18 protein-coding genes are annotated in these 21,104 nt (G+C 71.9%); 7 read left to right on the top strand and 11 right to left on the bottom strand.

Annotated elements, in window-relative coordinates:
- Positions 1-10: 10 nt before the first annotated feature.
- Positions 11-1,627, bottom strand: coding sequence for a carboxyl transferase domain-containing protein (locus ACIBCU_RS05565; RefSeq protein WP_399229437.1), 1,617 nt, complete (start codon positions 1,625-1,627; stop codon positions 11-13).
- 110 nt (positions 1,628-1,737) lie between these two features.
- Here ACIBCU_RS05565 and ACIBCU_RS05560 point away from each other — a divergent pair, with 110 nt between their 5' ends.
- Positions 1,738-2,352: a TetR/AcrR family transcriptional regulator gene (locus tag ACIBCU_RS05560; RefSeq protein ID WP_362926736.1), complete on the top strand. Its 615-nt coding sequence runs from the start codon at positions 1,738-1,740 to the stop codon at positions 2,350-2,352.
- Between the two features lie 194 nt (positions 2,353-2,546).
- On the top strand, positions 2,547-3,344 hold the full coding sequence (locus ACIBCU_RS05555) for a phosphatase (protein WP_362926734.1): 798 nt from the start codon (positions 2,547-2,549) through the stop codon (positions 3,342-3,344).
- On the opposite strand, the gene ACIBCU_RS05550 is transcribed toward ACIBCU_RS05555, so the two are convergent.
- The 4 genes from ACIBCU_RS05550 to ACIBCU_RS05535 all read right to left on the bottom strand — a co-directional run bounded on the left by ACIBCU_RS05550 (position 3,341) and on the right by ACIBCU_RS05535 (position 7,753).
- A complete protein-coding gene (locus ACIBCU_RS05550) occupies positions 3,341-4,588 on the bottom strand; it encodes a cytochrome P450 (protein ID WP_362926732.1) in 1,248 nt (415 codons plus the stop codon). The genes ACIBCU_RS05555 and ACIBCU_RS05550 overlap by 4 nt on opposite strands.
- Positions 4,589-4,709: 121 nt before the next feature.
- Positions 4,710-5,669, bottom strand: coding sequence for a cation diffusion facilitator family transporter (locus ACIBCU_RS05545; protein WP_399229434.1), 960 nt, complete (start codon positions 5,667-5,669; stop codon positions 4,710-4,712).
- Positions 5,670-5,698: 29 nt separating this feature from the next.
- Complete coding sequence (locus ACIBCU_RS05540; protein ID WP_362926728.1) at positions 5,699-6,574, bottom strand: acyl-CoA thioesterase II; 876 nt, start codon at positions 6,572-6,574, stop codon at positions 5,699-5,701.
- A 21-nt stretch (positions 6,575-6,595) separates the two neighbouring features.
- Positions 6,596-7,753 carry an acyl-CoA dehydrogenase family protein gene (locus ACIBCU_RS05535; protein ID WP_399229431.1) on the bottom strand — a complete coding sequence of 386 codons (1,158 nt, stop codon included), beginning with the start codon at positions 7,751-7,753 and terminating at the stop codon, positions 6,596-6,598.
- Between the two features lie 265 nt (positions 7,754-8,018).
- Between ACIBCU_RS05535 and ACIBCU_RS05530 the strand changes: the two genes are divergently transcribed.
- A complete protein-coding gene (locus ACIBCU_RS05530) occupies positions 8,019-8,483 on the top strand; it encodes an Asp23/Gls24 family envelope stress response protein (protein WP_362926724.1) in 465 nt (154 codons plus the stop codon).
- A gap of 217 nt (positions 8,484-8,700) precedes the next feature.
- On the opposite strand, the gene ACIBCU_RS05525 is transcribed toward ACIBCU_RS05530, so the two are convergent.
- Positions 8,701-9,438 carry an SDR family oxidoreductase gene (locus tag ACIBCU_RS05525; RefSeq protein ID WP_362926722.1) on the bottom strand — a complete coding sequence of 246 codons (738 nt, stop codon included), beginning with the start codon at positions 9,436-9,438 and terminating at the stop codon, positions 8,701-8,703.
- Between the two features lie 125 nt (positions 9,439-9,563).
- Here ACIBCU_RS05525 and ACIBCU_RS05520 point away from each other — a divergent pair, with 125 nt between their 5' ends.
- Entirely contained in the window at positions 9,564-10,127 is a 564-nt protein-coding gene (locus ACIBCU_RS05520; RefSeq protein WP_399229428.1) for a TetR/AcrR family transcriptional regulator, read from the top strand.
- 27 nt (positions 10,128-10,154) lie between these two features.
- Here the strand turns inward: ACIBCU_RS05520 and ACIBCU_RS05515 are convergent, their stop codons facing one another.
- Complete coding sequence (locus tag ACIBCU_RS05515) at positions 10,155-10,949, bottom strand: IclR family transcriptional regulator (RefSeq protein WP_399229426.1); 795 nt, start codon at positions 10,947-10,949, stop codon at positions 10,155-10,157.
- Between the two features lie 89 nt (positions 10,950-11,038).
- Between ACIBCU_RS05515 and ACIBCU_RS05510 the strand changes: the two genes are divergently transcribed.
- From ACIBCU_RS05510 to ACIBCU_RS05500, 3 genes are all read left to right on the top strand, one after another.
- On the top strand, positions 11,039-12,019 hold the full coding sequence (locus ACIBCU_RS05510; protein WP_399229423.1) for a 5-dehydro-4-deoxyglucarate dehydratase: 981 nt from the start codon (positions 11,039-11,041) through the stop codon (positions 12,017-12,019).
- On the top strand, positions 12,016-13,323 hold the full coding sequence (locus ACIBCU_RS05505) for a glucarate dehydratase family protein (protein WP_399229421.1): 1,308 nt from the start codon (positions 12,016-12,018) through the stop codon (positions 13,321-13,323). Before ACIBCU_RS05510 ends, ACIBCU_RS05505 begins: the two co-directional genes overlap by 4 nt.
- A gap of 170 nt (positions 13,324-13,493) precedes the next feature.
- Entirely contained in the window at positions 13,494-14,828 is a 1,335-nt protein-coding gene (locus ACIBCU_RS05500) for an MFS transporter (protein ID WP_399229738.1), read from the top strand.
- A gap of 41 nt (positions 14,829-14,869) precedes the next feature.
- Here ACIBCU_RS05500 and ACIBCU_RS05495 read toward each other — a convergent pair whose 3' ends face one another.
- Genes ACIBCU_RS05495 through ACIBCU_RS05480 form a run of 4 tightly spaced genes read right to left on the bottom strand, consistent with a single transcriptional unit; the run spans position 14,870 to position 21,095 of the window.
- The gene (locus ACIBCU_RS05495; RefSeq protein WP_399229419.1) at positions 14,870-17,203 is read right to left on the bottom strand and encodes a glycoside hydrolase family 3 N-terminal domain-containing protein; all 2,334 of its coding nucleotides are present in this window, start codon (positions 17,201-17,203) and stop codon (positions 14,870-14,872) included.
- 26 nt (positions 17,204-17,229) lie between these two features.
- Entirely contained in the window at positions 17,230-19,164 is a 1,935-nt protein-coding gene (locus ACIBCU_RS05490; RefSeq protein ID WP_399229417.1) for a cellulase family glycosylhydrolase, read from the bottom strand.
- 54 nt (positions 19,165-19,218) lie between these two features.
- Entirely contained in the window at positions 19,219-20,271 is a 1,053-nt protein-coding gene (locus tag ACIBCU_RS05485) for a LacI family DNA-binding transcriptional regulator (RefSeq protein ID WP_399229415.1), read from the bottom strand.
- On the bottom strand, positions 20,268-21,095 hold the full coding sequence (locus ACIBCU_RS05480; protein WP_362926713.1) for a carbohydrate ABC transporter permease: 828 nt from the start codon (positions 21,093-21,095) through the stop codon (positions 20,268-20,270). Before ACIBCU_RS05480 ends, ACIBCU_RS05485 begins: the two co-directional genes overlap by 4 nt.
- Positions 21,096-21,104: the final 9 nt, after the last annotated feature.

The following is a 21,104-nucleotide window of genomic DNA, read 5'->3' as shown; positions in this document are numbered from 1 at the left end:
AGTCCTCACATCACATCCGGAAGACGCCGAAACTGGGCTCGCCCAGCGGGGCGTTGGCACACGCGGTCAGGGCGAGCCCCAGCACCTGCCGGGTCTCCACCGGGTCGATCACACCGTCGTCCCACAGCCGGGCGGTGGCGTAGTAGGCGTTGCCCTGCTGCTCGTACTGCGCGCGGACCGGGTCCTTGAAGGCCTCTTCCTCCTCGGCGGGCCACTCCTCGCCGCGCCCCTCGATCTGGTCGCGCTTGACGGTGGCCAGCACCGAGGCGGCCTGCTCGCCGCCCATGACCGAGATCTTGGCGTTCGGCCACATCCACAGGAAGCGCGGCCCGTAGGCCCGGCCGCACATGGAGTAGTTCCCCGCGCCGTACGACCCGCCGACCACGACCGTCAGCTTCGGCACCCGCGTGCACGCCACGGCCGTGACCATCTTGGCGCCGTGCTTGGCGATGCCCCCGGCCTCGTAGTCCCGGCCGACCATGAAGCCCGAGATGTTCTGGAGGAAGACCAGCGGAATGCCCCGCTGGTCGCACAGCTCGATGAAGTGGGCGCCCTTCTGGGCGGACTCCGAGAACAGGATCCCGTTGTTCGCGACGATGCCGACGGGATGGCCGTGGATCCGGGCGAAGCCGGTGATCAGCGTCTGGCCGTACTCCGCCTTGAACTCCTGGAAGCGGGAGCCGTCCACCACCCGGGCGATGACCTCCCGCACGTCGTAGGGCGTACGCGAGTCGACGGGCACCGCCCCGTACAGGCCCGCGGGATCCGCCGTCGGCTCCTCGGCGGGCTCCACGGACCAGGGAAGCGGCCCGCGCCCGGGGAGGGTCGCGACGATGTTCCGCACGATCCGCAGCGCGTGCGCGTCGTCCTCGGCGAGATGGTCGGTGACCCCGGACGTCCGGGAGTGGACCTCGCCGCCGCCCAGCTCCTCCGCCGTGACGACCTCACCCGTGGCCGCCTTCACGAGCGGGGGGCCGCCCAGGAAGATCGTGCCCTGGTTCCGGACGATGACGGCCTCGTCGCTCATGGCCGGGACGTACGCCCCGCCCGCCGTGCACGAGCCGAGCACCGCCGCGATCTGCGGGATACCGGCGCCCGACATCCGGGCCTGGTTGTAGAAGATCCGCCCGAAGTGGTCCCGGTCGGGGAAGACCTCGTCCTGCATCGGGAGGAACGCGCCCCCCGAGTCCACCAGGTACAGGCAGGGCAGCCGGTTCTCCAGGGCCACCTCCTGGGCGCGGAGGTGCTTCTTCACGGTCATCGGGTAGTACGTGCCGCCCTTGACGGTCGCGTCGTTGGCGACGATCACGCACTCCCGGCCGCTGACCCGCCCGATCCCGGCGATCACCCCGGCGGCAGGCGCCGCGCCCCCGTACAGCCCCTCGGCCGCGAGCGGTGCCAGCTCCAGGAAGGGCGAGCCCGGGTCGAGCAGCGTGTCCACCCGCTCCCGGGGCAGCAGCTTGCCGCGCGCCACATGCCGGGCGCGGGCCTTCTCACCTCCGCCGAGCCGTGCCGTGGCGAGCCGCGTGCGCAGCTCCTCGGCGAGCGCGTGATGCGCCGCCTCGTTGGCCTGCCAGGCCTCCGAGGCGGGATCGGCCGCGCTCACCAGGACCGGTGCCTGCTGCATCCTGTCGAGCCCCCTTGCCCGTACCGCAGTAGTCGGACGATAGTTAATGAGCGTTAACGCATGGTGCTCAGGTTAACGAGCGCTAACCCGCCTGTCTAGAATGAATCCTCATGAGCACCCATGCCGCCGCCCGTGTCGCGGCTCCCACCCGCCGCGAGCAGATCCTCCGGGAGGCCGCCCGCCTCTTCGCCGAGCGCGGATTCCACGGTGTCGGGGTCGACGAGATAGGGGCCGCGGTCGGCATCAGCGGCCCCGGCCTCTACCGCCACTTCCCCGGCAAGGACGCGATGCTCGCCGAACTGCTCGTCGGCATCAGCGAGCGCCTGCTGGCCGGCGGGAAGCTGCGTGTCACGGAGGGCGGCGCTTCCCGCGACGGCTCCCCGGACGCACTCCTGGACGCGCTCATCGAGGGCCACATCGACTTCGCCCTGGACGACCGCCCCCTGATCACCCTCCACGACCGCGAGCTGGACCGCCTGCGTGACACCGACCGCAAGCGCGTGCGCCAGCTCCAGCGGCAGTACGTCGAGGTCTGGGTCGAGGCCGTACGCGCCCTCTACCCGGACCTCGCGGAGAACGAGGCCCGGGTCACCGTCCACGCGGTGTTCGGCCTGCTGAACTCCACCCCCCACCTGACCCGCCCCGAAGCGCTCCCGGGCAGGGCCGCCACGGCAGCCCTGCTGCACCGGCTGGCGCGCGGGGCCTTCGAGGCGGCGGCCTCGTAACCCGGGGGAGCGGTCAGGTGCCGCTCCCGTCCGTCATCGCCACGTCCGCCGTGCTGCTGTGGCTCGGACTCGCGGTCCTCGTGCCGGCGGCCGCAATGCCCGGACCGCGTAGCCACGCGGCGCACCGTGCCGCGGAGGATTCCGCCGAACGAGACACCGGGCACACAGTGCGTCGCCGACGGCACAATGGGTGCATGCCGATACCCAGCCGCGCCGAACTCGTCGAGCACCTCGTCCGCACACGTATCGCGGGCGACGTCGCCACTCCCCGCGACAACAACCTCTCCCACTACCGCCAGCTCGCCAACGGCAACCGCCATTTCTGGCTGGGGCTGGAGCTCGGCGACCGGTGGACCGACGAGCAGGACGTCCTCGCCGTGATGGCCGAGAGATGCGGGGTCAACGACGACCCGGAGCACCGCCAGGGCCAGGACACCATCGACCCCGAGCTGACGGTCGACGCGCTCGACCGGATGGCCGCACGGCTGCGGAAGGCGGCGGCCGACGGGGAACGGGTGCTGCTCGCCACCGGCCACCCGGGCGGTCTGCTCGACGTGCACCGGCAGACCGCGGACGCGCTGCGGGCCGCCGGATGCGAGATCGTACGGATCCCCGGCGGCCTGATGGCGGACGAGGGCATGGTCTTCCAGTTCGCCGACGTCGCCGTCCTGGAGCGCGGCGCGACCCTGTGGCACACGCACTCACCGGTGCCGATGGCCGCCATCCTGGACGGCCTGGAGCGCGAGGGCCGGCCCCGGCCCGACCTGGTCGTGGCCGACCACGGGTGGGCCGGGTGCGCGGGGCAGCGCGGGATCGACTCGATCGGTTACGCGGACTGCAACGACCCCGCGCTCTTCCTGGGCGAGGCGGAGGGCACCCTCCAGGTCACTGTGCCGCTCGACGACCACGTCACCGACCCGCGCTACTACGACCCGATGACCGACTACCTGCTGGACGCGGCCGGGCTGCTCCCCTCCGCCGACCGGGTCTAGGGCCTCTCGTCCGGGGACGCCGAGGGCCGCAGGCGGACGGGCAGGGACCGGTGGCCGTTGCTGATCAGCGAGGCCACCGGACCCATGTCCCCTTCGCCGGGAGCGATCTCGGCGTCGGGGAAGCGGTCGAAGAAGGCGCTCAGGGCGATCTCCGCCTCCATCCTGGCCAGGGCCGCCCCGAGGCAGAAGTGGATCCCGTGCCCGAAGGCGAGGTGCTCCTTGGTGATCCGGGTGACGTCGAAGGTGTCCGGATCGTCGTGCCAGCCGGGGTGGCGGTTGGCCGCCGCGTAGGACGCCAGGATCGCCTCGCCCTTGGCGATGGTCTGCCCGTCGGGCAGCGGGATGTCGACGACGGCGTACCGCAGGGGCAGGTGCTTCACCGGGGGCGAGTGACGCAGCGTCTCCTCCACGACGTCCGGCCACGACGCGCGGCCCGCACGGACGTGGGCGAGCTGCGCGGGGTCGGTGAGCAGCGTCGTGACGGCCTGGTCGATCAGGTTGACGGTGGTCTCGTAGCCGGCGTTGATCATCAGGAGCAGCGTGTCGCGCAACTCCTCCTCGGCCAGACCCTGTCCGTCGGCCCCTTCCTCGCCCAGGGCGATCAGCACCGACGCCACGTCCTCGCCCGGCTCGGCCCGCTTGCCCGCGATGAGGACGTCGAGCATGGCGTACAACTGGGCCGTGTTGGCGGCTGCTTCTTCCGGGGTCAGGGTGGTGGAGAAGACGTCGTTGACGAGAACACGGAACTCGTCGGCCCGCTGGTCGGGGACGCCCAGGAGGCGTCCGATGACCGTGATGGGCAGCGGATACGCGAACCGCTCGCGCAGGTCCGCCACTTCACCTCGTGGCGTGGCCTCCAAGCCGTCCAGCAGCTGTTCCACGATGGACTCGACGGTCGGCCTCAGCGCGGCGATGCGCCGGGCGCTGAACGCCGGGGCGACGATGCGGCGCAGGCGGCGGTGCTCGCCTCCGTACGCGGTGAACATGTTCGTTGCGGCGACCCACAGGGCCAGCGGCCAGCTCTGGACCGCCTCCTCGAAACCCGGCCAGTGCCGGCGCGCGTCCTTGGAGACGTCCGGGCTGGTCAGAAGCTCCTTGAGCAGGGCCGGATCGGAGACGGACCAGGCCTCCACACCGAGGATGTCGATACGCGCCGCGGGCCCCTGAGCACGTAACAGCTCGTGCTCGGCGTCGGCGTCACGGGCGGCGGGGTCGAGCACGATGGGGGCGGGGCGCTGCGGCACGGCCGGTTCTCCTCTGTCGGGAAAGAGATCGGCACGGTCCTACCCCTCCCGGGGAGCGCGGACCCCACACCTCGCAGCAGTCTCACATTCCGGCGGCGCGGCCGGCACGCCCGCGCCCCTCTCAGCCGCCGGCGCGCGCCGCCAGACGCTGCGCGCGCCCCGGTGTCGGATCCAGGTACACCCGCCGGATCGACGGGTAGCGCTCCCGCAGCTGCTGCTCCGCCTCCTCGCACGCCCACTCGATCTGCGCGGCCGTCGACGCGTCCCGGAAGTCGATCTTCGCCGCGATCAGCATCTCCGACGGCCCCTGGATCAGCGTGGTCAGCTCCACCACCTCGACGATGTGCGGCACGGACAGCAGCTCCTCGCGCACCCCGTCCCGCATCCCGGCCGGGAGCGGCCGGCCGATCAGCAACTGTGCGTTGGACCGGCAGAGCACCCATACCACGTACACGAGCAGTACGCCGATCAGGACGGAGGCGATCCCGTCCCACACCCCGGAGCCCGAGAGCTGCCCGCCGAGCAGGCCGCCGGCCGCCAGCAGCAGCCCGGCCAGCGCCGCCGAGTCCTCCATCACCACGGCCTTGACCGCCGTGTCGGGCGTCCGCCGCAGATAGTGCGGCGCGGGCATCCGGAGCCGCATGGCCTCACCCCGCACCTGCCGGACGCCCGTACGCAGCGAGAAGCCCTCCAGCAGGAAGGCGACGGCGAGCACGAGGTACGACACGAGCGGATCGCCGAGCTCCTCGCCCCGCAGCAGGGTGTGGATCCCGTCGTAGAGGGAGAACACCGCTCCGCCCACGAACGTCGCGACGGCTGCGAGCATCGCCCAGATGTACCGCTCGGGGCCGTAGCCCAGCGGATGGTCCTCGTCCGCGGGTTTCTCGCTGCGCTTGAGCGCGGTGAGGAGCATGACCTCGGTGACGGTGTCGGCGACCGAGTGCGCGGCCTCCGACAGCATCGCGCTCGAACCGCTGATCAGTCCCGCCACCAGCTTCGCCACGGCGATGCCGAGATTGGCGACCGCCGCGACGACGACGGTGAACGTGGACTCGCTGCCGCCGGACCGGTCGTCACTCATGGGGGGCAGTATGTCCGAACGTGCGGGCTTCAGTCCCTCGGGACGCGGACCAGGCCCTCCTGGATGACCGTGATGGCCAGCTTCCCGTCCGCCGTCCAGATCCTGGCCTGGCCGAGACCGCGCCCGCCGGACGCGGAGGGCGACTCCTGGTCGTACAGCAGCCACTCGTCCGCCCGGAAGGGGCGGTGGAACCACATCGCGTGGTCGAGGCTGGCGCCCACCACGTCACCGACCGACCAGCCGCCGCGCCCGTGGGCGAGCAGCACCGAGTCGAGCAGCGTCATGTCGGAGACGTACGTCGCCATGCAGACGTGCAGCAGCGGGTCGTCCGCCAGCTTGCCGTGCGTCCGGAACCAGACCTGGGAGCGCGGCTCGCGCGGCTCACCGGCGGTGGCGAACGGCGGGGCGTCCACATACCGCAGGTCGACCGCGGCCCGGGCCTCCAGCAGCCGGTCCGCCATGCGCGGGTCCGTGAAGCGGTGCGCGTACCGGGGCAGCATCTCCGCCGCGGTCGGCAGGGTCTCCGGGTCCGGGGCCGGGGGCATGACCGCCTGGTGGTCCATGCCCTCCTCGTGCACCTGGAACGACGCCGAGAGGTGGAAGATCGGCTTCCCGTGCTGGACGGCGACGACCCGGCGGGTGGTGAAGGACCGCCCGTCGCGGATCCGGTCCACGCTGTAGACGATCGGCGCGCCCGGGTCCCCGGGACGCAGGAAGTACGCGTGCAGGGAGTGGGCTCCCCGGTCCTCGGGGACCGTACGCCCGGCGGCGACCAGGGCCTGGGCCGCGACCTGGCCGCCGAAGACACGGGGCACGACCGCGGAACGGCTCATGCCCCGGAAGATGTCCTGCTCGATCTGCTCCAGGTCGAGCAGATCGAGCAGGGATTCAAGTGCTGCGCTCATGAAGGAGAAACGTAGCCGTTCTCAGAGGCCCATGGACTTGGCGATGATCGACTTCATGACCTCGCTGGTGCCGCCGTAGATGCGGTTGACCCGGTTGTCCGTGTAGAGGCGGGCGATCGGGTACTCGTTCATGAAGCCGTAGCCGCCGTGCAGCTGGAGGCAGCGGTCGATCACGCGGTGCGCGACCTCGGTGCAGAACAGCTTCGCCGAGGCGGCCTCGGCGGGGGTGAGCTCACCGGCGTCCAGGGCCTCGATCGCCCGGTCGCAGACGGCCTCGGCCGCGTCGACCTCGGCCTTGCAGGCGGCCAGCTCGAACTTGGTGTTCTGGAAGGACGCGACGGTCTTGCCGAAGACGGTGCGGTCCTGCGTGTACTGCTGGGCGAACCGCACGGCGGCGGCGGCCTGCGCGTACGCGCCGACCGCGATGCCCAGGCGCTCCTGCGGGAGGTTCTGGCCGAGGTAGGAGAAGCCCTTGTTCTCCTCACCCAGCAGGTCCTCGACGGGCACCTTGACGTCCACGAAGGCCAGTTCGGCGGTGTCGGAGACCTTCAGGCCCAGCTTGTCGAGCTTGCGTCCGACCGAGTAGCCCTCGGACTTGGTGTCGACCACCAGGAGCGAGATGCCGTGGCGGCGGTCGTCGGCCTTGGGGGCGTCCGTGCGGGCGCAGACGATGACCTTGTCGGCGTGCACACCACCGGTGATGAAGGTCTTGGCGCCGTTGAGGACGTAGTGCGTGCCGTCCTCGGAGAGCTTGGCGGTCGTCTTCATGCCGGCCAGGTCCGAACCGGTGCCCGGCTCCGTCATGGCTATCGCGTACATGGACCTGCCGGAGACGAAGTCCGGCAGCCAGCGCTTCTTCTGCTCCTCGGTGGCGTACGCCTTGAGGTACGGCAGGCAGAGCAGGACGTGCACCCCGGAGCCGCCGAAGGAGATGCCCGCGCGGGCGGTCTCCTCGTACAGGATCGCCTCGAACTTGAAGGACTCCACGCCCGCGCCGCCGTACTCCTCGGGCACCTCGATGCCGAAGATCCCCAGCTCGGCGAGCTTGTAGTAGAAGTCGCGGGGCGCCTGGCCCGCCGCGAACCACTCGTCGTAGACGGGGACGACCTCGGACTCGATGAAGGCGCGGATGGTCTCCCGGAACGCCTCGTGGTCCTCGTTGTAAACCGTACGGCGCACGGGATGCCTCCTGGTGTCAGCTTCAGCGTCGGTCGCGGTGGCTAAGCGCTTGCTCAGTCCTGGTCAAAAGTTACCCGGCGGTCACGGTGGCTGTCCAGGGTGATGCTGAGCACGCCCGGCTCAGCTGAGCGCCGGTAGCGGAGCGTGGCCGCGGCGAGCGCTGCGTACGCCTCGATGGCGGTCGGCGGCGGGCAGGCGCACAGTGAAATGAGGAGCCGACGGGGACACGAGCAGCCTCGTCGCATCAACTCTCTGTGAGGCAGTCATGGCTGATGTCGGGACCCAGGGCGGGAGTTCAACCGCGGACAGGAGCACGGGGCAGGCCGGGCGGGGCACGACGACCATCGCCGACGGTGTCGTCGCCACCATCGCCGGAATCGCCATCCGCGAGACCGACGGCGTGTATTCGGTCGGCCGCGGGGCTTCGAAGGCCATAGGCGCGGTCACGGGACGGAGGTCGGGGTCGTCCGGGGCGGGGCGTGCCGTCAAGGTGGAAGTGGGCGAGAAGCAGGCCGCGATCGACGTGGACGTGGAGGTGGAGTACGGCGTCCAGATCCACAAGCTGGCCGACCGCATCAGGACCCAGGTGACGGACGCGGTGGAGTCGATGACCGGTCTGGAGGTCGTCGAGATCAACATCTACGTCTTCGACGTCCATGTGCCGGACGAGGACGAGGACGAGGAGGACGAGGGCGACCGCTCGGGCCGGGCCTCCGCGCGCGTGCAGTGAGAGCACCGCGAGGACAGCGACCGCCCGGGGCCACGGTGGCGCGCGCTGCGGCCTGCGCCGGGCCTTCGGCCGGCGGCCGAAGGCCCGTAGATCTCCAGCCGGCCTGACCCGGCGCTGCGTTTCGGCCCGACGTCCTGAGGTGGCCCCGGGCCTCGTACCGCCCGCCCGCCTGCCGGGACACCCCGTGCGGCGCTCCCCGCCGTGCCGTCGGGCCACCTCAGGCCTGGGCGGTCGGCCGGACGACGATCTCGTTGACGTCGACGTCGTCGGGCTGCTCGATCGCGAACCGGATGGCTCGCGCCACCGCCGCCGGCGGGATGGCCGCCTCCTCCTTCGACTCGTTCATCCGCGCACGCAGACCCGCGTCCGGCACGGAGTCGATGAAGTCGGTGGCCACGAACCCCGGCGAGACCGCGGAGACCCGGATCGACGGCCCGGCCTCCTGCCGCAGGCCCTCGGTGAGAGTGCGCGCGGCGACCTTGGAGGCCGAGTAGACGGCCATGGTGGGCACCGTCCGGTAGGCGGCGGTCGACAGGGTGTGCACGAACTGGCCGTGCCCCTGGCTCCGGAAGACGGGGAGGGCGGCCGCGATGCCGTACAGCAGTCCTTTGACGTTCACGTCGATCATCGCGTCCCAGTCGTCCACCCGCAGGTCGTCGAGGGGTGACACCGGGCCGATCCCCGCGTTGCCGACGAGGACGTCCAGCCGGCCGAAGCGTTCACGGGCCAGCTCCACCAGGCGTGCCGGGTCCTCGCGGCGGGTGACGTCGACCGAGGTGAACGCCACCTCGCACCCCTTCTCCCGCAGCTCGTCGGCCAGGGCGGCGAGCCGTTCCTCCCGGCGGGCGCCGAGTACGAGCCGCGCCCCGCCCTCCGCCAGCAGGCGCGCGGTGGCGGCGCCGATCCCGCTGCTCGCCCCTGTGATCGCCACGACCTTGCCCTCGGTTCCAGGCATGCCGAATCTCCGTTCCAGACGCTCTAGACTGTTAAGCGGACATGTGTCCAGTACGGATTCCACGGTAGCGGACATGTGTCCGGATAAGCAATCGGTGCCCGTACGCCCGGAACGAGGGAGAGTCGATGACGGAGCCACGCCGCCGCGCCACGCGGTCGGACGCGCAGGACAACAGGGCGCGCATCATCGACACCGCGCGCGCCGTGTTCACCGAAACCCCCGACGCGACCCTCCAGTCGATCGCGAAGGCGGTCGGCATCGGCCAGGGCACCATGTACCGGAACTTCCCCAACCGCGAGGCACTGCTCGTCGCCGTCTACCGGGAGGACGTCGAGGCCCTCGTCGACGCCGCCCCGGCCCTGCTCACGGAGCACGAGCCGCTGGACGCGCTCCGCCTCTGGTTCGGTCGCCTCGCCGCCTACGGCCGGATCAAGCACGGCGCGTCCCTGGCCGTCGAGGCCGCCACCCGTGCCGACCTGGGCAACGAGTACTACGCGCCGGTCATCGCCGCGCTGGACCGGCTGCTGACCGCCTGCAAGGAGGCGGGGGAGCTGCGCCCCGACGCCGACGCCGACGAGGTCCTGCTGCTCGTGTCGTTCCTGTGGAAGGCCGGTGGGCCCGACTGGCAGGAACGCGGCGAACGCATGCTCGCCATCGTCATCGACGGTCTGCGCGCCGGGCGGTCGTAGTGCGGGACGTCACCGGGCCGGTGGGCGTCAGCGCCAGTGCGCCGCTCCGCTCCCGGTGGGAACCGCCGCTTCCATCTTCGCCCGGATCTCCCGCATCACCGCCACGATCCGCTCCTCGTGCTCCGGTGTCAGCCGGGCCACGGGTACCGAGCAACTGACGGCGTCCTGCGGCGGGTTGTCGTACCGCAGGGCGAACCCGAAGCCGACGAGCCCGGATACGCCCTCCTCCCGGTCCACCGCGTGACCGCGCGTCCGGATCTCCGCGAGGTCGGCCACCAGGGTGCCCCGGTCGGTGTGGGTGTTCGGCGTCAGCGCCTCGTAGGGCCCCTCGGGCAGTTCCTCGTCCGGCCGCTCGGCCAGCAACGCCTTGCCCAGTGCGCCCACGTGCGCCGGCAGACGCCGTCCGACGCGGCTGATCGTCCGCAGGTACTCGTGCGACTCCCGGGTCGCGAGATAAGTCACGTCCCGCCCGTCCAGCCGGCCCATGTGGATCGTCTCGCCCAGCGCCTCGGAGGCCTCGTCGAGATACGGCCGCACCGCCCTCAGCCGGGGATCGGAATCCAGGTAGCTGGTGCCGGTGAGCAGGGCGTGGATGCCGATGCCGTACAGGGAGCCGGTCAGGTCCGTGCGGACCCAGCCGCGTGAGATCAGCGTCTGGAGGAGCGCGTACATCGAGCTGCGCGGCACTCCCAGCTCGTCCGCCAGCTCCTGGAGCCGCGCCGGACGGTCGCCGCGTGCCGCCAGGACCTCCAGCAACTCGACCGTGCGTGCCGCGGACTTCACCTCGCGGACGCCGCCCGCCTCTCCCTTTGTGTCAGGCATGCGCCGATCGTAATCGGGCTCGGAGAAGGGCGATGCACACCCATTGACGCCCTGAGGTCCACCTCCCTAATCTCCATCCTCATACATGGATGACGTCTACATGGGGAGATGGCGTGAGCCTCGACACCGGCACGGAGACCGCGGAGGCCGTGGCACGACGGCTGCGGAACGGGATGGCGGGCGGTGTGCTCTCCTTCCCGCTGACCAGCTTCCACCAGGACGGATCCTTCGACCCGGACGGCTACCGCGACTACGTGGCAGAGCAGCTCGCCACCGCCCCCGGGGCCGTCTTCCCCGCCTGCGGCACCGGTGAGTTCTTCTCACTGGACGAGGACGAGTACCGGCAGGCCGTCACGATCACCGTCGAGGAGGCGGCCGGCCGCCTCCCGGTCGTCGCCGGCACCGGCTACGGCTGGGCGCAGGCCGTCCGGTTCGCCCGCGTGGCCGAGGAAGCCGGAGCCGACGCGCTCCTCGTCCTGCCGCACTACCTCACCGCCGCCCCGCAGGACGGGCTGGTCGCCCAGCTCCAGCACATCGCCGCCCGCACCCGGCTCCCGCTCATCGCCTACCAGCGCGGCCAGGTCACCTACACCGCCGACTCGCTCCGCCGTATCGCCCGTATCCCGGGCGTCATCGGCGTCAAGGACGGCCACAGCGACCTCGACCGCCTCCAGCGCCTGACCCTCGCCGCCCCCGACGGCTTCCTGTTCTTCAACGGCGCCGCCACCGCCGAGATCCAGGCCCGCGCCTACGCCACCGTCGGCGTCCCCGCCTACTCCTCCGCCGTCCACGCCTTCGCCCCCGAGATCGCGAACGCCTTCTTCGCCGCCCTGCGCGACGGCGACTCCGGCACCGTCGACAAACTGCTGCGCGACTTCTACGTGCCGCTCGTCGAGCTCCGTGACCGCGTCCCCGGATACGCCGTGTCGCTGGTGAAGGCCGGCGCCCGGCTGCGCGGCCGGGCGGTCGGACCCGTGCGCGCCCCGCTCACCGACCCCTCGGCCGCCGACCTGGCCGAGCTCAAGGCCCTGCTCTCCACCGGACTCGACCTCGTAGGAGCCTCCCTGTGACCCGCGACCTGACCATCACGGACGTGACGCTGACCCCGATCCTGGTCGCCGACCCGCCGCTGCTGAACACCGCGGGCGTCCACCAGCCGTACACCCCGCGCCTGATCGTGGAGGTGGTCACGGCCGACGGGACCACGGGCCTCGGCGAGACCTACGGCGACACCAAGTACCTGGAGCTGGCCCGGCCCCTCGCCGAGCAGCTGATCGGCCACCAGGTCAGCGACCTCAACGGCCTGTTCGGTGCGGCCGACGAGGTCGCCGTCGACGCCGCCCGGGTCACCGGCCAGGTCGACGTCGGCGGGCTGCGCGGCGTCCAGACCGCCGACAAACTGCGCCTGTCCGTGGTCTCCGCCTTCGAGGTCGCCTGCCTCGACGCCCTCGGCAAGGCGCTCGGCCTGCCCGTGCACGCGCTGCTCGGCGGCAAGGTGCGGGACGCCGTCGAGTACAGCGCGTACCTCTTCTACAAGTGCGCCGCTCATCCGGCAGGTCCGTCCGGCGAGCGGTCCGGCGAGGAGGACGGGTGGGGCGCCGCCGTCGATCCCGCCGGGATCGTCGAGCAGGCCCGCACCTTCACCGAGCGGTACGGCTTCACCTCCTTCAAGCTCAAGGGCGGCGTCTTCCCCCCGGCCGAGGAGATCGCCGCGGTCAAGGCCCTCGCCGCCGCGTTCCCCGGCCATCCGCTGCGGCTGGACCCCAACGGGGCCTGGTCGGTGGAGACCTCCCTGGAGGTGGCCGAGGAGCTCCGGGACGTCCTGGAGTACCTGGAGGACCCGGCGACCGGCGTCCCCGCCATGGCCGAGGTCGCCGCGAAATCCGGCGTACCGCTCGCCACCAACATGTGCGTGACGACGTTCGACGAGATCAAGGAGGCGTTCACCCAAGGCGCCGTCCAGGTCGTCCTCTCCGATCACCACTACTGGGGCGGCCTGCGTAACACCCAGCAACTGGCCGCCATCTGCCGCGCGTTCGGCGTCGGAGTGTCCATGCACTCCAACACCCACCTCGGCATCAGCCTCGCCGCCATGACCCATGTGGCCGCCACAGTCCCCGACCTCCACCACGCCTGCGACTCCCACTACCCCTGGCAGTCCGAGGACGTCCTCACCGAGCGGCTCACCTTCGACGCCGGGAAGGTCGCCGTCTCCGACGCACCCGGCCTCGGAGTCGAACTCGACCGGGACAAGCTCGCGTTCCTCCACCAGCGGTGGCTCGACGACGACGGCACGTACAAGGACCGCGACGACGCGGCCGCGATGCGCGTCACCGACCCGCAGTGGGTCGCCCCGTCCGTGCCGCGCTGGTAACCGTTCCCCGACTCCTCGCCCCACCGCACCGACGGCGAGCAGCCACCGCCGCGAGAGCGGCGGTGGCCCGGCCGCACAAAGGAGTGCCGCTCGTGTCCGCAGTTCCCCCCACCCCCCAGGTCCAGCACCCGGCCGTCGTCCGGTCCGCGATCCACAAGATCTTCCGCCGCGTGGTCCCCCTCTTCTTCGTGATGTTCGTCGCGAACTACATGGACCGCGTCAACCTCGGCTTCGCCCAGGACCAGCTCCGCGCCGACGTCGGGCTGTCCGCCGCCGCGTTCGGACTCGGCGCAGGGATCTTCTTCATCGCCTACGCCATCTTCGAGGTCCCCTCGAACATGATGATGGAACGGTTCGGGGCCAAGGTGTGGCTCACCCGCATCATGATCAGCTGGGGCGTCGTGGCCACCGCGATGGCCTTCGTCAACAGCCCGGGCATGTTCTACGCCCTGCGCTTCCTGCTCGGCGTCGCCGAGGCCGGCTTCTTCCCGGCCGTCATCTACTACTTCAGCCGCTGGCTGCCCGATTCCCACCGCGGCCGGGCCACCTCCGTGTTCCTGATGGGCTCCGGCACGGCGACCGTCATCGTCGGTCCCATCTCGGGGGCGCTGCTGGAGATGCACGGACTCTGGGGCCACTCCGGGTGGCAGTGGATGTTCTTCGTCGAGGGCGTCTTCTCCGTGGTCCTCGGCTTCGTCGTCTACCGCTTCCTCGACTCCAGCATCGAGAAGGCGACCTGGCTGACGGACGAGGAGAAGGCCGGCCTCGTCGCCACCATCGACGCCGAACAGGACGCGCGGGACGCACAGCGCGGCACCAAGGCCCGGGTCTCCCGCTGGAAGCTGCTCGCCGACCCCCAGATGCTGCTCTTCCTGTGGATCTACTTCGCGATCAACGTCGCCCTGTACGCGGTGACGTTCTGGCTGCCGTCGATCGTCGACGACATCGGCGGCCTGAACGACCTCCAGGTCGGACTGCTGACGTCCGTGCCCTGGATCTGCGCGATCCTCGCCGTGTACGTCAGCGGGCGGATCTCGGACCGTATCGGCAAACGGCGGCCGGTCCTGGTGGTCCTTCTCCTCATCGGCGGCTGCGGCACACTGCTCGCTGTCTTCGTCTCACCCTGGGTGGGCCTGGGTGCGCTCTGCCTGGCGGCAGTGGGCTTCAAGCCCGCCTCACCGGTCTTCTGGACGATCCCGCAGAGCTACCTCGACGCCCGGGCCGCCGCCCCCGGCATCGCGCTGATCAACTCCATCGGCAACCTCGGAGGGTTCGTCGCCCCCACCGCCTTCGGGATCATCGAGGACACGACCGGTTCGACGAAGGGCGGCCTGGTCGGCCTCACCGTCGTCGGCTTCCTGGCCGCGGTGAGCGTGCTGCTGGTGCGGGGCGGCGGGCGCAACGACCGCCCTCGTGTCCGTACGGCGAAGGGAGCCGCGGCCCCCGCGCCGGAGGCGGCGCCGGGCACGGCAAGGACCGTGCAGGCGGAGCCCGGGACGGTCTGAAAGGGCGGGGAGGGCTGCCGGGCCTTGCGGAGCGTACGCCGTCATCGGCGCCCGGTACCCCGTCCGGTGGGCGCCGCCGTCACCGTGAGCCGGACGTCCTGGGTGAGCTGTGAGGACGGCCCCGTCCCGATCGCGAACGCGCCCGGCTCCACGGCCCATTCCCCCGCGTACGTGAACGAGGCGAGGACCGCCGCGTCCACCGGGAAGACGGCCTCGGTGCTCTCGCCCGGCGCCAGCTCCACCCGGACGAAGCCCCGCAGTTCGCGTACCCGCGGCCACGACGTCCCGCCGAGCACCCGGCGCACGTAGAGCTGGACGGTCTCCCGCACCGGCCGGGCGCCCGTGTTGGTGAGTCGGACCGTGCAGCTCAGCGGTGCCGGCCCGTCGAACCGGTCCGCCGGCAGGGACGGCACGGACAGCCGGGGCGCGCCGTATTCGACCGTCGTGTAGGACAGCCCGTGGCCGAACGCGTGACGAGCGGTCGCGGGCTGGTCGACGTAACCCCGGTAGCCGTGGTCCTTCCCGTTGTAGAACACGGGGAGCTGGGCCGCCGAGCGGGGAACCGAGACCGGCAGCCGCCCCTGGGGGCCCGACCGGCCGAACAGTACGTCCGCGACGGCCCTTCCGCCCCATGGGCCCGGATACCAGGCGCTCAGCACCGCCGCCGCCCTGCCGGTGAGGTCGGGCAGGGCGTGCGGCCGGCCCTGGACCAGCACCACGACCACCGGGGTGCCCGTCGCGGAGACCGCGTCCAGCAGCGCCGACTGGCCTTCAGGCAAGGCGAGTTCGGCCAGGTCGACGCCCTCGCCGCACGTCATCTCCACCGGATTCCCGGAGGCGACGACGGCCGCCCCGTTCGCGTCGAAGCGCGTCCCGGACTCGCGCGCGCTCGACCCGCCGAGGACCAGCACCGCCACATCGGCGGCGGAGGCGAGCGCCACCGCCCCGGGCAGCTCCGACCGGTCGCCGCCGATGAGGCCGCAGCCCCGGGCGTACGTGACGTCCGTGCCCGCGGGCGCCGCGGCCCGGAGCCCCGCGAGCACGCTGCTGCCCGTGCCGGGCCGTTGCGGCGCGGTGTAGTCCCCGGTCTGCTGCGGCACGGAGTCGGCGTTCGGACCGATGACCGCGACGGTCCCGACGGGCCGGCCGGCCAGCGGCAGTGTCACCCCGTCGTGTTCGAGGAGAGTCACGGACTCGCGGGCGACGCGCTCACTCAGCCCCTCCACGCGCGCGCGGTCCGTCACCCGGGGGCCGGTGTACGGATCCTCGAAGAGGCCGAGGCGGAACTTCAGCGCCAGGACGCGCCCGACCGCCGTGTCGAGCGTGGCCTCGTCGACCAGCCCGCGCCGGACCGCCTCCGCCAGCCGGGGGTAGCAGTCGTCCCACAGGCTCAGGTCGGTCCCGGCCCGCAGCGCCATCGCACCGGCCGCCGCCGGATCACCCGCCATCCGCACCAGGCGGTCGATCGCGAGCCCGTCGGCCATCACCAGGCCGCCGAAGCCCCACCGCTCCCGGAGGATCCCGGTCAGCAGGTGGCGGCTCGCCGCACACGGGACGCCGTCGAACTCGTTGTACGCCGCCATGAGCCCCGCGGCTCCGGCCCGTACGCCCGCGAGAGCCGCCACGAGATGGATCTCGTGCAGTTCCCGCGCGCCCAGCTCGGTGGCCGCGCTGTTGCGGCCGCCGACCGTGGCCCCCTGCCCGGCGAAGTGCTTGAGCACGACGGCCGCCCGGTCCCGCCCGATGCGGTCCCCGGCCGGCCCCTGCACCCCGCGCACCAGCGCCTCGGTGAAGCGCGCCGCCAGATACGGGTCCTCCCCGAAGCACTCCTCCGCGCGGCCCCAGCGCGGATCCCGCACCAGGTCGAGCGCGGACACCAGCGCCACATGGCCGCCACGGGCCCGGAGCTGCCCGGCGGCGAGGGCCGCCGCCTCCTCGTACAGCTCCGGATTCCAGGTGGCGCCGACGGCCAGGTTCACCGGCAGCACCGTCCCGTCCAGCGCCTGGATGCCGTGCGGCATCTCCTCGACCAGCAGCACCGGGATGCCGAGCCTGGTGGTCCCGACGACGTGCCGCTGCACGGCGTCCGAGACCCGTGCCCCGTCCGCGGCGCCGATCCCCGTCTCCGCCGTCACACCGGACCAGGGGTCGGCGCGCTGGAGTCCGTACAGCGCGCCCATCCCGTCGTAGGCCGCCACCTCCGCACGGAACGCGTCCGTCAGCCGGTGGCCGGACGGCGTGCGCTCGTACGCGTCCCATCCGTACATCCGCTGGTTGACCTGGCCCACCTTCTCGGTGAGCGTCATCCGCGACAGGAGATCGCGCACCCGGTCGGCGACGCGCGCCTCGGGGTCGCGGAACAGAGGCTCGGACATCGGGCGGCTCCTCAGGGGTCGGGCGGTCAGCGCAGTTCGAGGACGCGCACGCCGTACGGGGCGAGGGTCACGTCCCGCACCGGGTCCCCGCCGGTCAGCTCGCGCAGCTCCCCGTCCGCCGACGGGCGCACGGTCAGCTCCTCGCCGGACTGGCTCACCAGCCACACGAAGCGCGTGCCGTCCTCGCGGACCAGCGTGTCGGCGCTGACGTACGGGGTGCCCACCGTCACGGGGCGCGCCGCACCGGCCAGTTCGGCGAGCGCCGCGTACAGCCGGTGGGTCTGCTCGGGGTTGGCACGGGCCGTACGGGCGGCCATGTGCTCCAGCGGATACGTGGCCAGGACGGTGCGGCCCGCGCCCGTCTCGTGGCGCAGGAGCGCCGGGCGGCCGTGCGCGTCGGTGGCGACCACCCGCGCGCCGTCCGGGACGACCGGCAGATAGGCGCGGCTGTCCTCGTTGCCCGCGACCGGGAAGGTCAGCACCTCGCCGGCGGCTATCGAGCCGAAGTCCTCGGTGAACGTCATCTCCAGGACGTCGTCCTCGATCGGCTCGGCGACCCCGTAGGACAGCTGGAGCTCCACGCCGAACAGCCCGTCGAGGTCGTGGAACCACGGGCCGCGCGTCGTCGGGTACTCACCCGAGCAGAACGACAGGTAGACCGTGGCCCCCTCCCTCGCCCTGCGCTCCAGCGCGCGGCGGGTGCGGGTGGTCAGCTGGCGGGTCGACGGCAGCAGATACAGCGAGGCGTCGTCCGGCAGCCCGTCGGCCTCCCGGGCCAACGCCACCGGCAGGTCCGCGCCGCGCGCCGCCACGTAACCCTGGTGCAGCGAGGTGAAGATCAGCGGGCGGTCGGCGGGCCGGCTGTAGGGGTAGCCGCGCTCCAGGAAGGCCGGCACGACGAGAGCCGCGTCCGCGTCCGTACGGCGGCAGCGCGGGAAGTCGACCTGCTCCAGGACCTTCGCGAAAGCGGCCAGTTCACGCAGCGGCTCCTTCGGACGCCCGGCGCTGTCGGTGATCCCGAAGTGCATCTCGAAGGGGTGGTGGTCGTACGGCGACTGCTCCCACAGGTCGTCGTAGTCCGTGTTGTTCCAGGCCATCCAGCCGGTGGCCCCGCCCAGCAGCGAGTTGTGCAGCGTCTGCCGGTAGAAGATCCCGGCGTTCGCGGCCGAGACCGTGTCCGTGGAGAGCCCGAACTCCTCCAGGACGACCGGCTGACCGGTGACGGCGGCGAGCTCGCACTCGAACGCGGCCCGGTAGTGCTGGCGCGGCCGGTCCGTGTCGGAGCGGTAGACGTGCGGCCCGACGAAGTCGACGTACTCGGCGGTCTCCCGCAGCGAGAAACCGTTGTCGCGGCCCGTCACCTCGATGCCCCAGGCGCCGTCGCCGAGCGACACCGGCTGGGTGCCGCCCGCCGCGCGCACCGCGTCGCACATGAACTGTGCCCAGGCGGTGACGACATCGCTCGACGGCGGGTCGACCTGGTAGATCCGGCCGTAGCCCGGCATCTCGTTGGTGATCAGCCAGCCGGTGACCGCCGGGTGGTCCTTGAAGCGGCGGGTCATCTGCGAGACGAACCACGCCTGCCGGCCGACGAGCCACACGTCCTCGTACAGATCCCGGTCACCACGCCACGCCGGGTCCCAGTTCTCGCCCGACATGTGGCCGACGACGAACGTGGGGACCGTGCCCATGCCCAGCTCGTGGTGGGCGTCCAGGAAGTCCCGGAAGCGGTCGCAGAGTGCCTCGTCGATCCGTCCGGGCTCCGGGTGGAAGTCGGGCCAGTAGAAGAACGACCGGGTCATGTTCAGGCCGTGCTCCCGGAGCACGGCCAGCTCCTCGCGGACCGTCTTCGGCTCGTAGTTCCGCCACATCAGCGGGCCGCCGGTGCGGGACCAGAAGTTGGCGCCGAGCCACGGGAGGACGGCGGAGTCGTGGGTGAGCTGGGCGCTGTGGCGTCGCATGGTGTTTCTGGGTCCTCTTCGATGTGCGGGGGGGCGCCGGGGTGGTGCGGCGGTTCAGGTCGGGGGTGTCAGCGGGCCGGTCGATTCCCGTACGACCAGCCGGGGCCTGCCGTCGAGCTCCGGCGGGGGCACGTCCTCCCCGCACCCGGCGAGCAGGGTCCGGGCGGCGGCGGCACCGACGCGCTGCACCTGCTGGTCGACGGTCGTGAGCCGGGGGTGGACCCAGCGGCCGAGCGCGAGGTTGTCGTAGCCGACCACCGACAGGTCGCCGGGCACCCGGAGCCCGGCGCGCTGGGCCGTGCCGATGCCGCAGACGGCCATGGAGTCGTTGGGGAACACGAGGGCCGTCGGCCGGTCGGGCAGGGCGAGCAGTTCTTCGGTGACGTCGACGGCGGCCTGCTCGGTGAAGTCGCTGTGCCGTACGGCGACGGGCGCCAGCCCCGCCTCGGCGAGTGCCTCCTCGAAGGCGTGCAACCGCAGCCGGGTGTGCAGCAGTTCGGCCGGGCCCGCGACGTAGGCGACGCGGCGGTGGCCGAGCTCCAGCAGATGGGCCACGGCCTCCTTCACGCCCGCGCCCTGCTGCCCGAGCCCTACCCGGGGCACGGGCGATCCGGCGTCGGGGGCGCCCAGCAGGACGGCGGGCAGCCCGAGGCCCCGCAGCAGGACCGGGCGCGGGTCGTCGGCACGGGCGTCGGTCAGCACCGCGCCGTCTATACGGCCCTCCGCGACGAGCCGTTCGTACAGCGCGTTCTCCTGGGCCATGTCGGCGACCAGGTGCAGCAGCAGACCGTAACCGCGCGGCGCGAGCTCGCCCTCCAGACCGGTGATCAGCTCACTGAAGTGCGGGTCGGAGCCCAGCACATCCGTGGGCCGCCGGACGACGAGCGCGATCGTACGGGTGCGGGCCCGGCGCAGCGCCGTCGCGGAGGCGCTGGGGGACCAGCCCAGTTCGGTGGCCGCGTCCAGGACCCGGCGGCGGGTGGCCTCCGAGATCCGGCCGGTGCCGTTGACGGCCTGGGAGACCGCGGCGGTGGACACACCCGCCGCGGCGGCCACGGCCTTGATGGTGGGACGTACGGCGGTACGCCCTTCGAGAGGCTTGCTCACATTTTCACCGCTCCGCTGACGAGGGCCTGCTGCATCCGCTTCTGGAGCACGGTGTAGACCACCCAGACCGGGACCAGGGTCAGCACCGTGCCCGCCGTAAGAATGCCGTAGTCCGTGCCCGTCAGGGACTTGAGCGTGGGCAGGGCGACCTGCACGGTCCGCAGGTCCGGGTCGGGGCCGATGATGACGAGCGAGTAGAGGTACTCGTTCCAGAAGGTCAGGAAGTTCAGCAGCAGGATCGTCGCGATCCCCGGCATGCACATCGGTGTGTGGACGTGCCGCAGGACGGCGAAGGTGGACGCGCCGTCCATGCGCGCCGCCTCCTCCATCTCGCGCGGGATGGTCCGCATGAACTGCACCAGGATGACGACGGAGAGCGGCATCGCCGTGGCCGGCAGGAACAGCACCATGAACGCGCGGGTGTGGAACAGCCCGGTGGCGGCGGCCAGCAGGAACGTCGGGAAGAGCGCGGCGAACGTGGGGATCAGGAAGCCCAGCGAGAACACCCGCTCGACCAGGGCCCCGAGCCGCCCTTCCGCACGGGCGATGGCGAAGGCGGCCGGTATCGCGAGGGCGAGGGTGAGCAGCAGCGCCAGCACGGTCACGAGCATCGAGTTGAGGATCGCCGGCCCGAGGTGCGCCGAGGAGAACGACTCGGTGAAGTTCGCGGTGGAGAGGGAGGTGGGGAGGGAGAACGGGCTCCCGAAGATCTGGTCGTTCGTCTTGAACGCCGAGACCAGCAGGTAGTAGAGGGGGACGACCAGCAGCACCACGTACAGCCACGCGAAGATGTGCGCCGGCAGCCAGGACCTTCCGAACTTCATGGGACCAGC

This window comes from Streptomyces sp. NPDC051064 (assembly GCF_044455985.1).
GTDB lineage: Bacteria > Actinomycetota > Actinomycetes > Streptomycetales > Streptomycetaceae > Streptomyces.
Note: the sequence above shows the minus strand (reverse complement) of the source record. Positions and strands in the feature narration are given on the sequence as shown.

Bases quoted from the DNA above. Each gene is read 5' to 3' on its own strand.
- ACIBCU_RS05490 (WP_399229417.1), bottom strand. From the start codon at position 19,164: ATGCGACGCCACAGCGCCCAGCTCACCCACGACTCCGCCGTCCTCCCG.
- ACIBCU_RS05520 (WP_399229428.1), top strand. From the start codon at position 9,564: ATGACGGAGCCACGCCGCCGCGCCACGCGGTCGGACGCGCAGGACAAC.
- ACIBCU_RS05530 (WP_362926724.1), top strand. From the start codon at position 8,019: ATGGCTGATGTCGGGACCCAGGGCGGGAGTTCAACCGCGGACAGGAGC.
- ACIBCU_RS05545 (WP_399229434.1), bottom strand. From the start codon at position 5,669: ATGAGTGACGACCGGTCCGGCGGCAGCGAGTCCACGTTCACCGTCGTC.
- ACIBCU_RS05540 (WP_362926728.1), bottom strand. From the start codon at position 6,574: ATGAGCGCAGCACTTGAATCCCTGCTCGATCTGCTCGACCTGGAGCAG.
- ACIBCU_RS05565 (WP_399229437.1), bottom strand. From the start codon at position 1,627: ATGCAGCAGGCACCGGTCCTGGTGAGCGCGGCCGATCCCGCCTCGGAG.
- ACIBCU_RS05515 (WP_399229426.1), bottom strand. From the start codon at position 10,949: ATGCCTGACACAAAGGGAGAGGCGGGCGGCGTCCGCGAGGTGAAGTCC.
- ACIBCU_RS05495 (WP_399229419.1), bottom strand. From the start codon at position 17,203: ATGTCCGAGCCTCTGTTCCGCGACCCCGAGGCGCGCGTCGCCGACCGG.
- ACIBCU_RS05560 (WP_362926736.1), top strand. From the start codon at position 1,738: ATGAGCACCCATGCCGCCGCCCGTGTCGCGGCTCCCACCCGCCGCGAG.
- ACIBCU_RS05510 (WP_399229423.1), top strand. From the start codon at position 11,039: ATGACGTCTACATGGGGAGATGGCGTGAGCCTCGACACCGGCACGGAG.
- ACIBCU_RS05555 (WP_362926734.1), top strand. From the start codon at position 2,547: ATGCCGATACCCAGCCGCGCCGAACTCGTCGAGCACCTCGTCCGCACA.
- ACIBCU_RS05480 (WP_362926713.1), bottom strand. From the start codon at position 21,095: ATGAAGTTCGGAAGGTCCTGGCTGCCGGCGCACATCTTCGCGTGGCTG.
- ACIBCU_RS05525 (WP_362926722.1), bottom strand. From the start codon at position 9,438: ATGCCTGGAACCGAGGGCAAGGTCGTGGCGATCACAGGGGCGAGCAGC.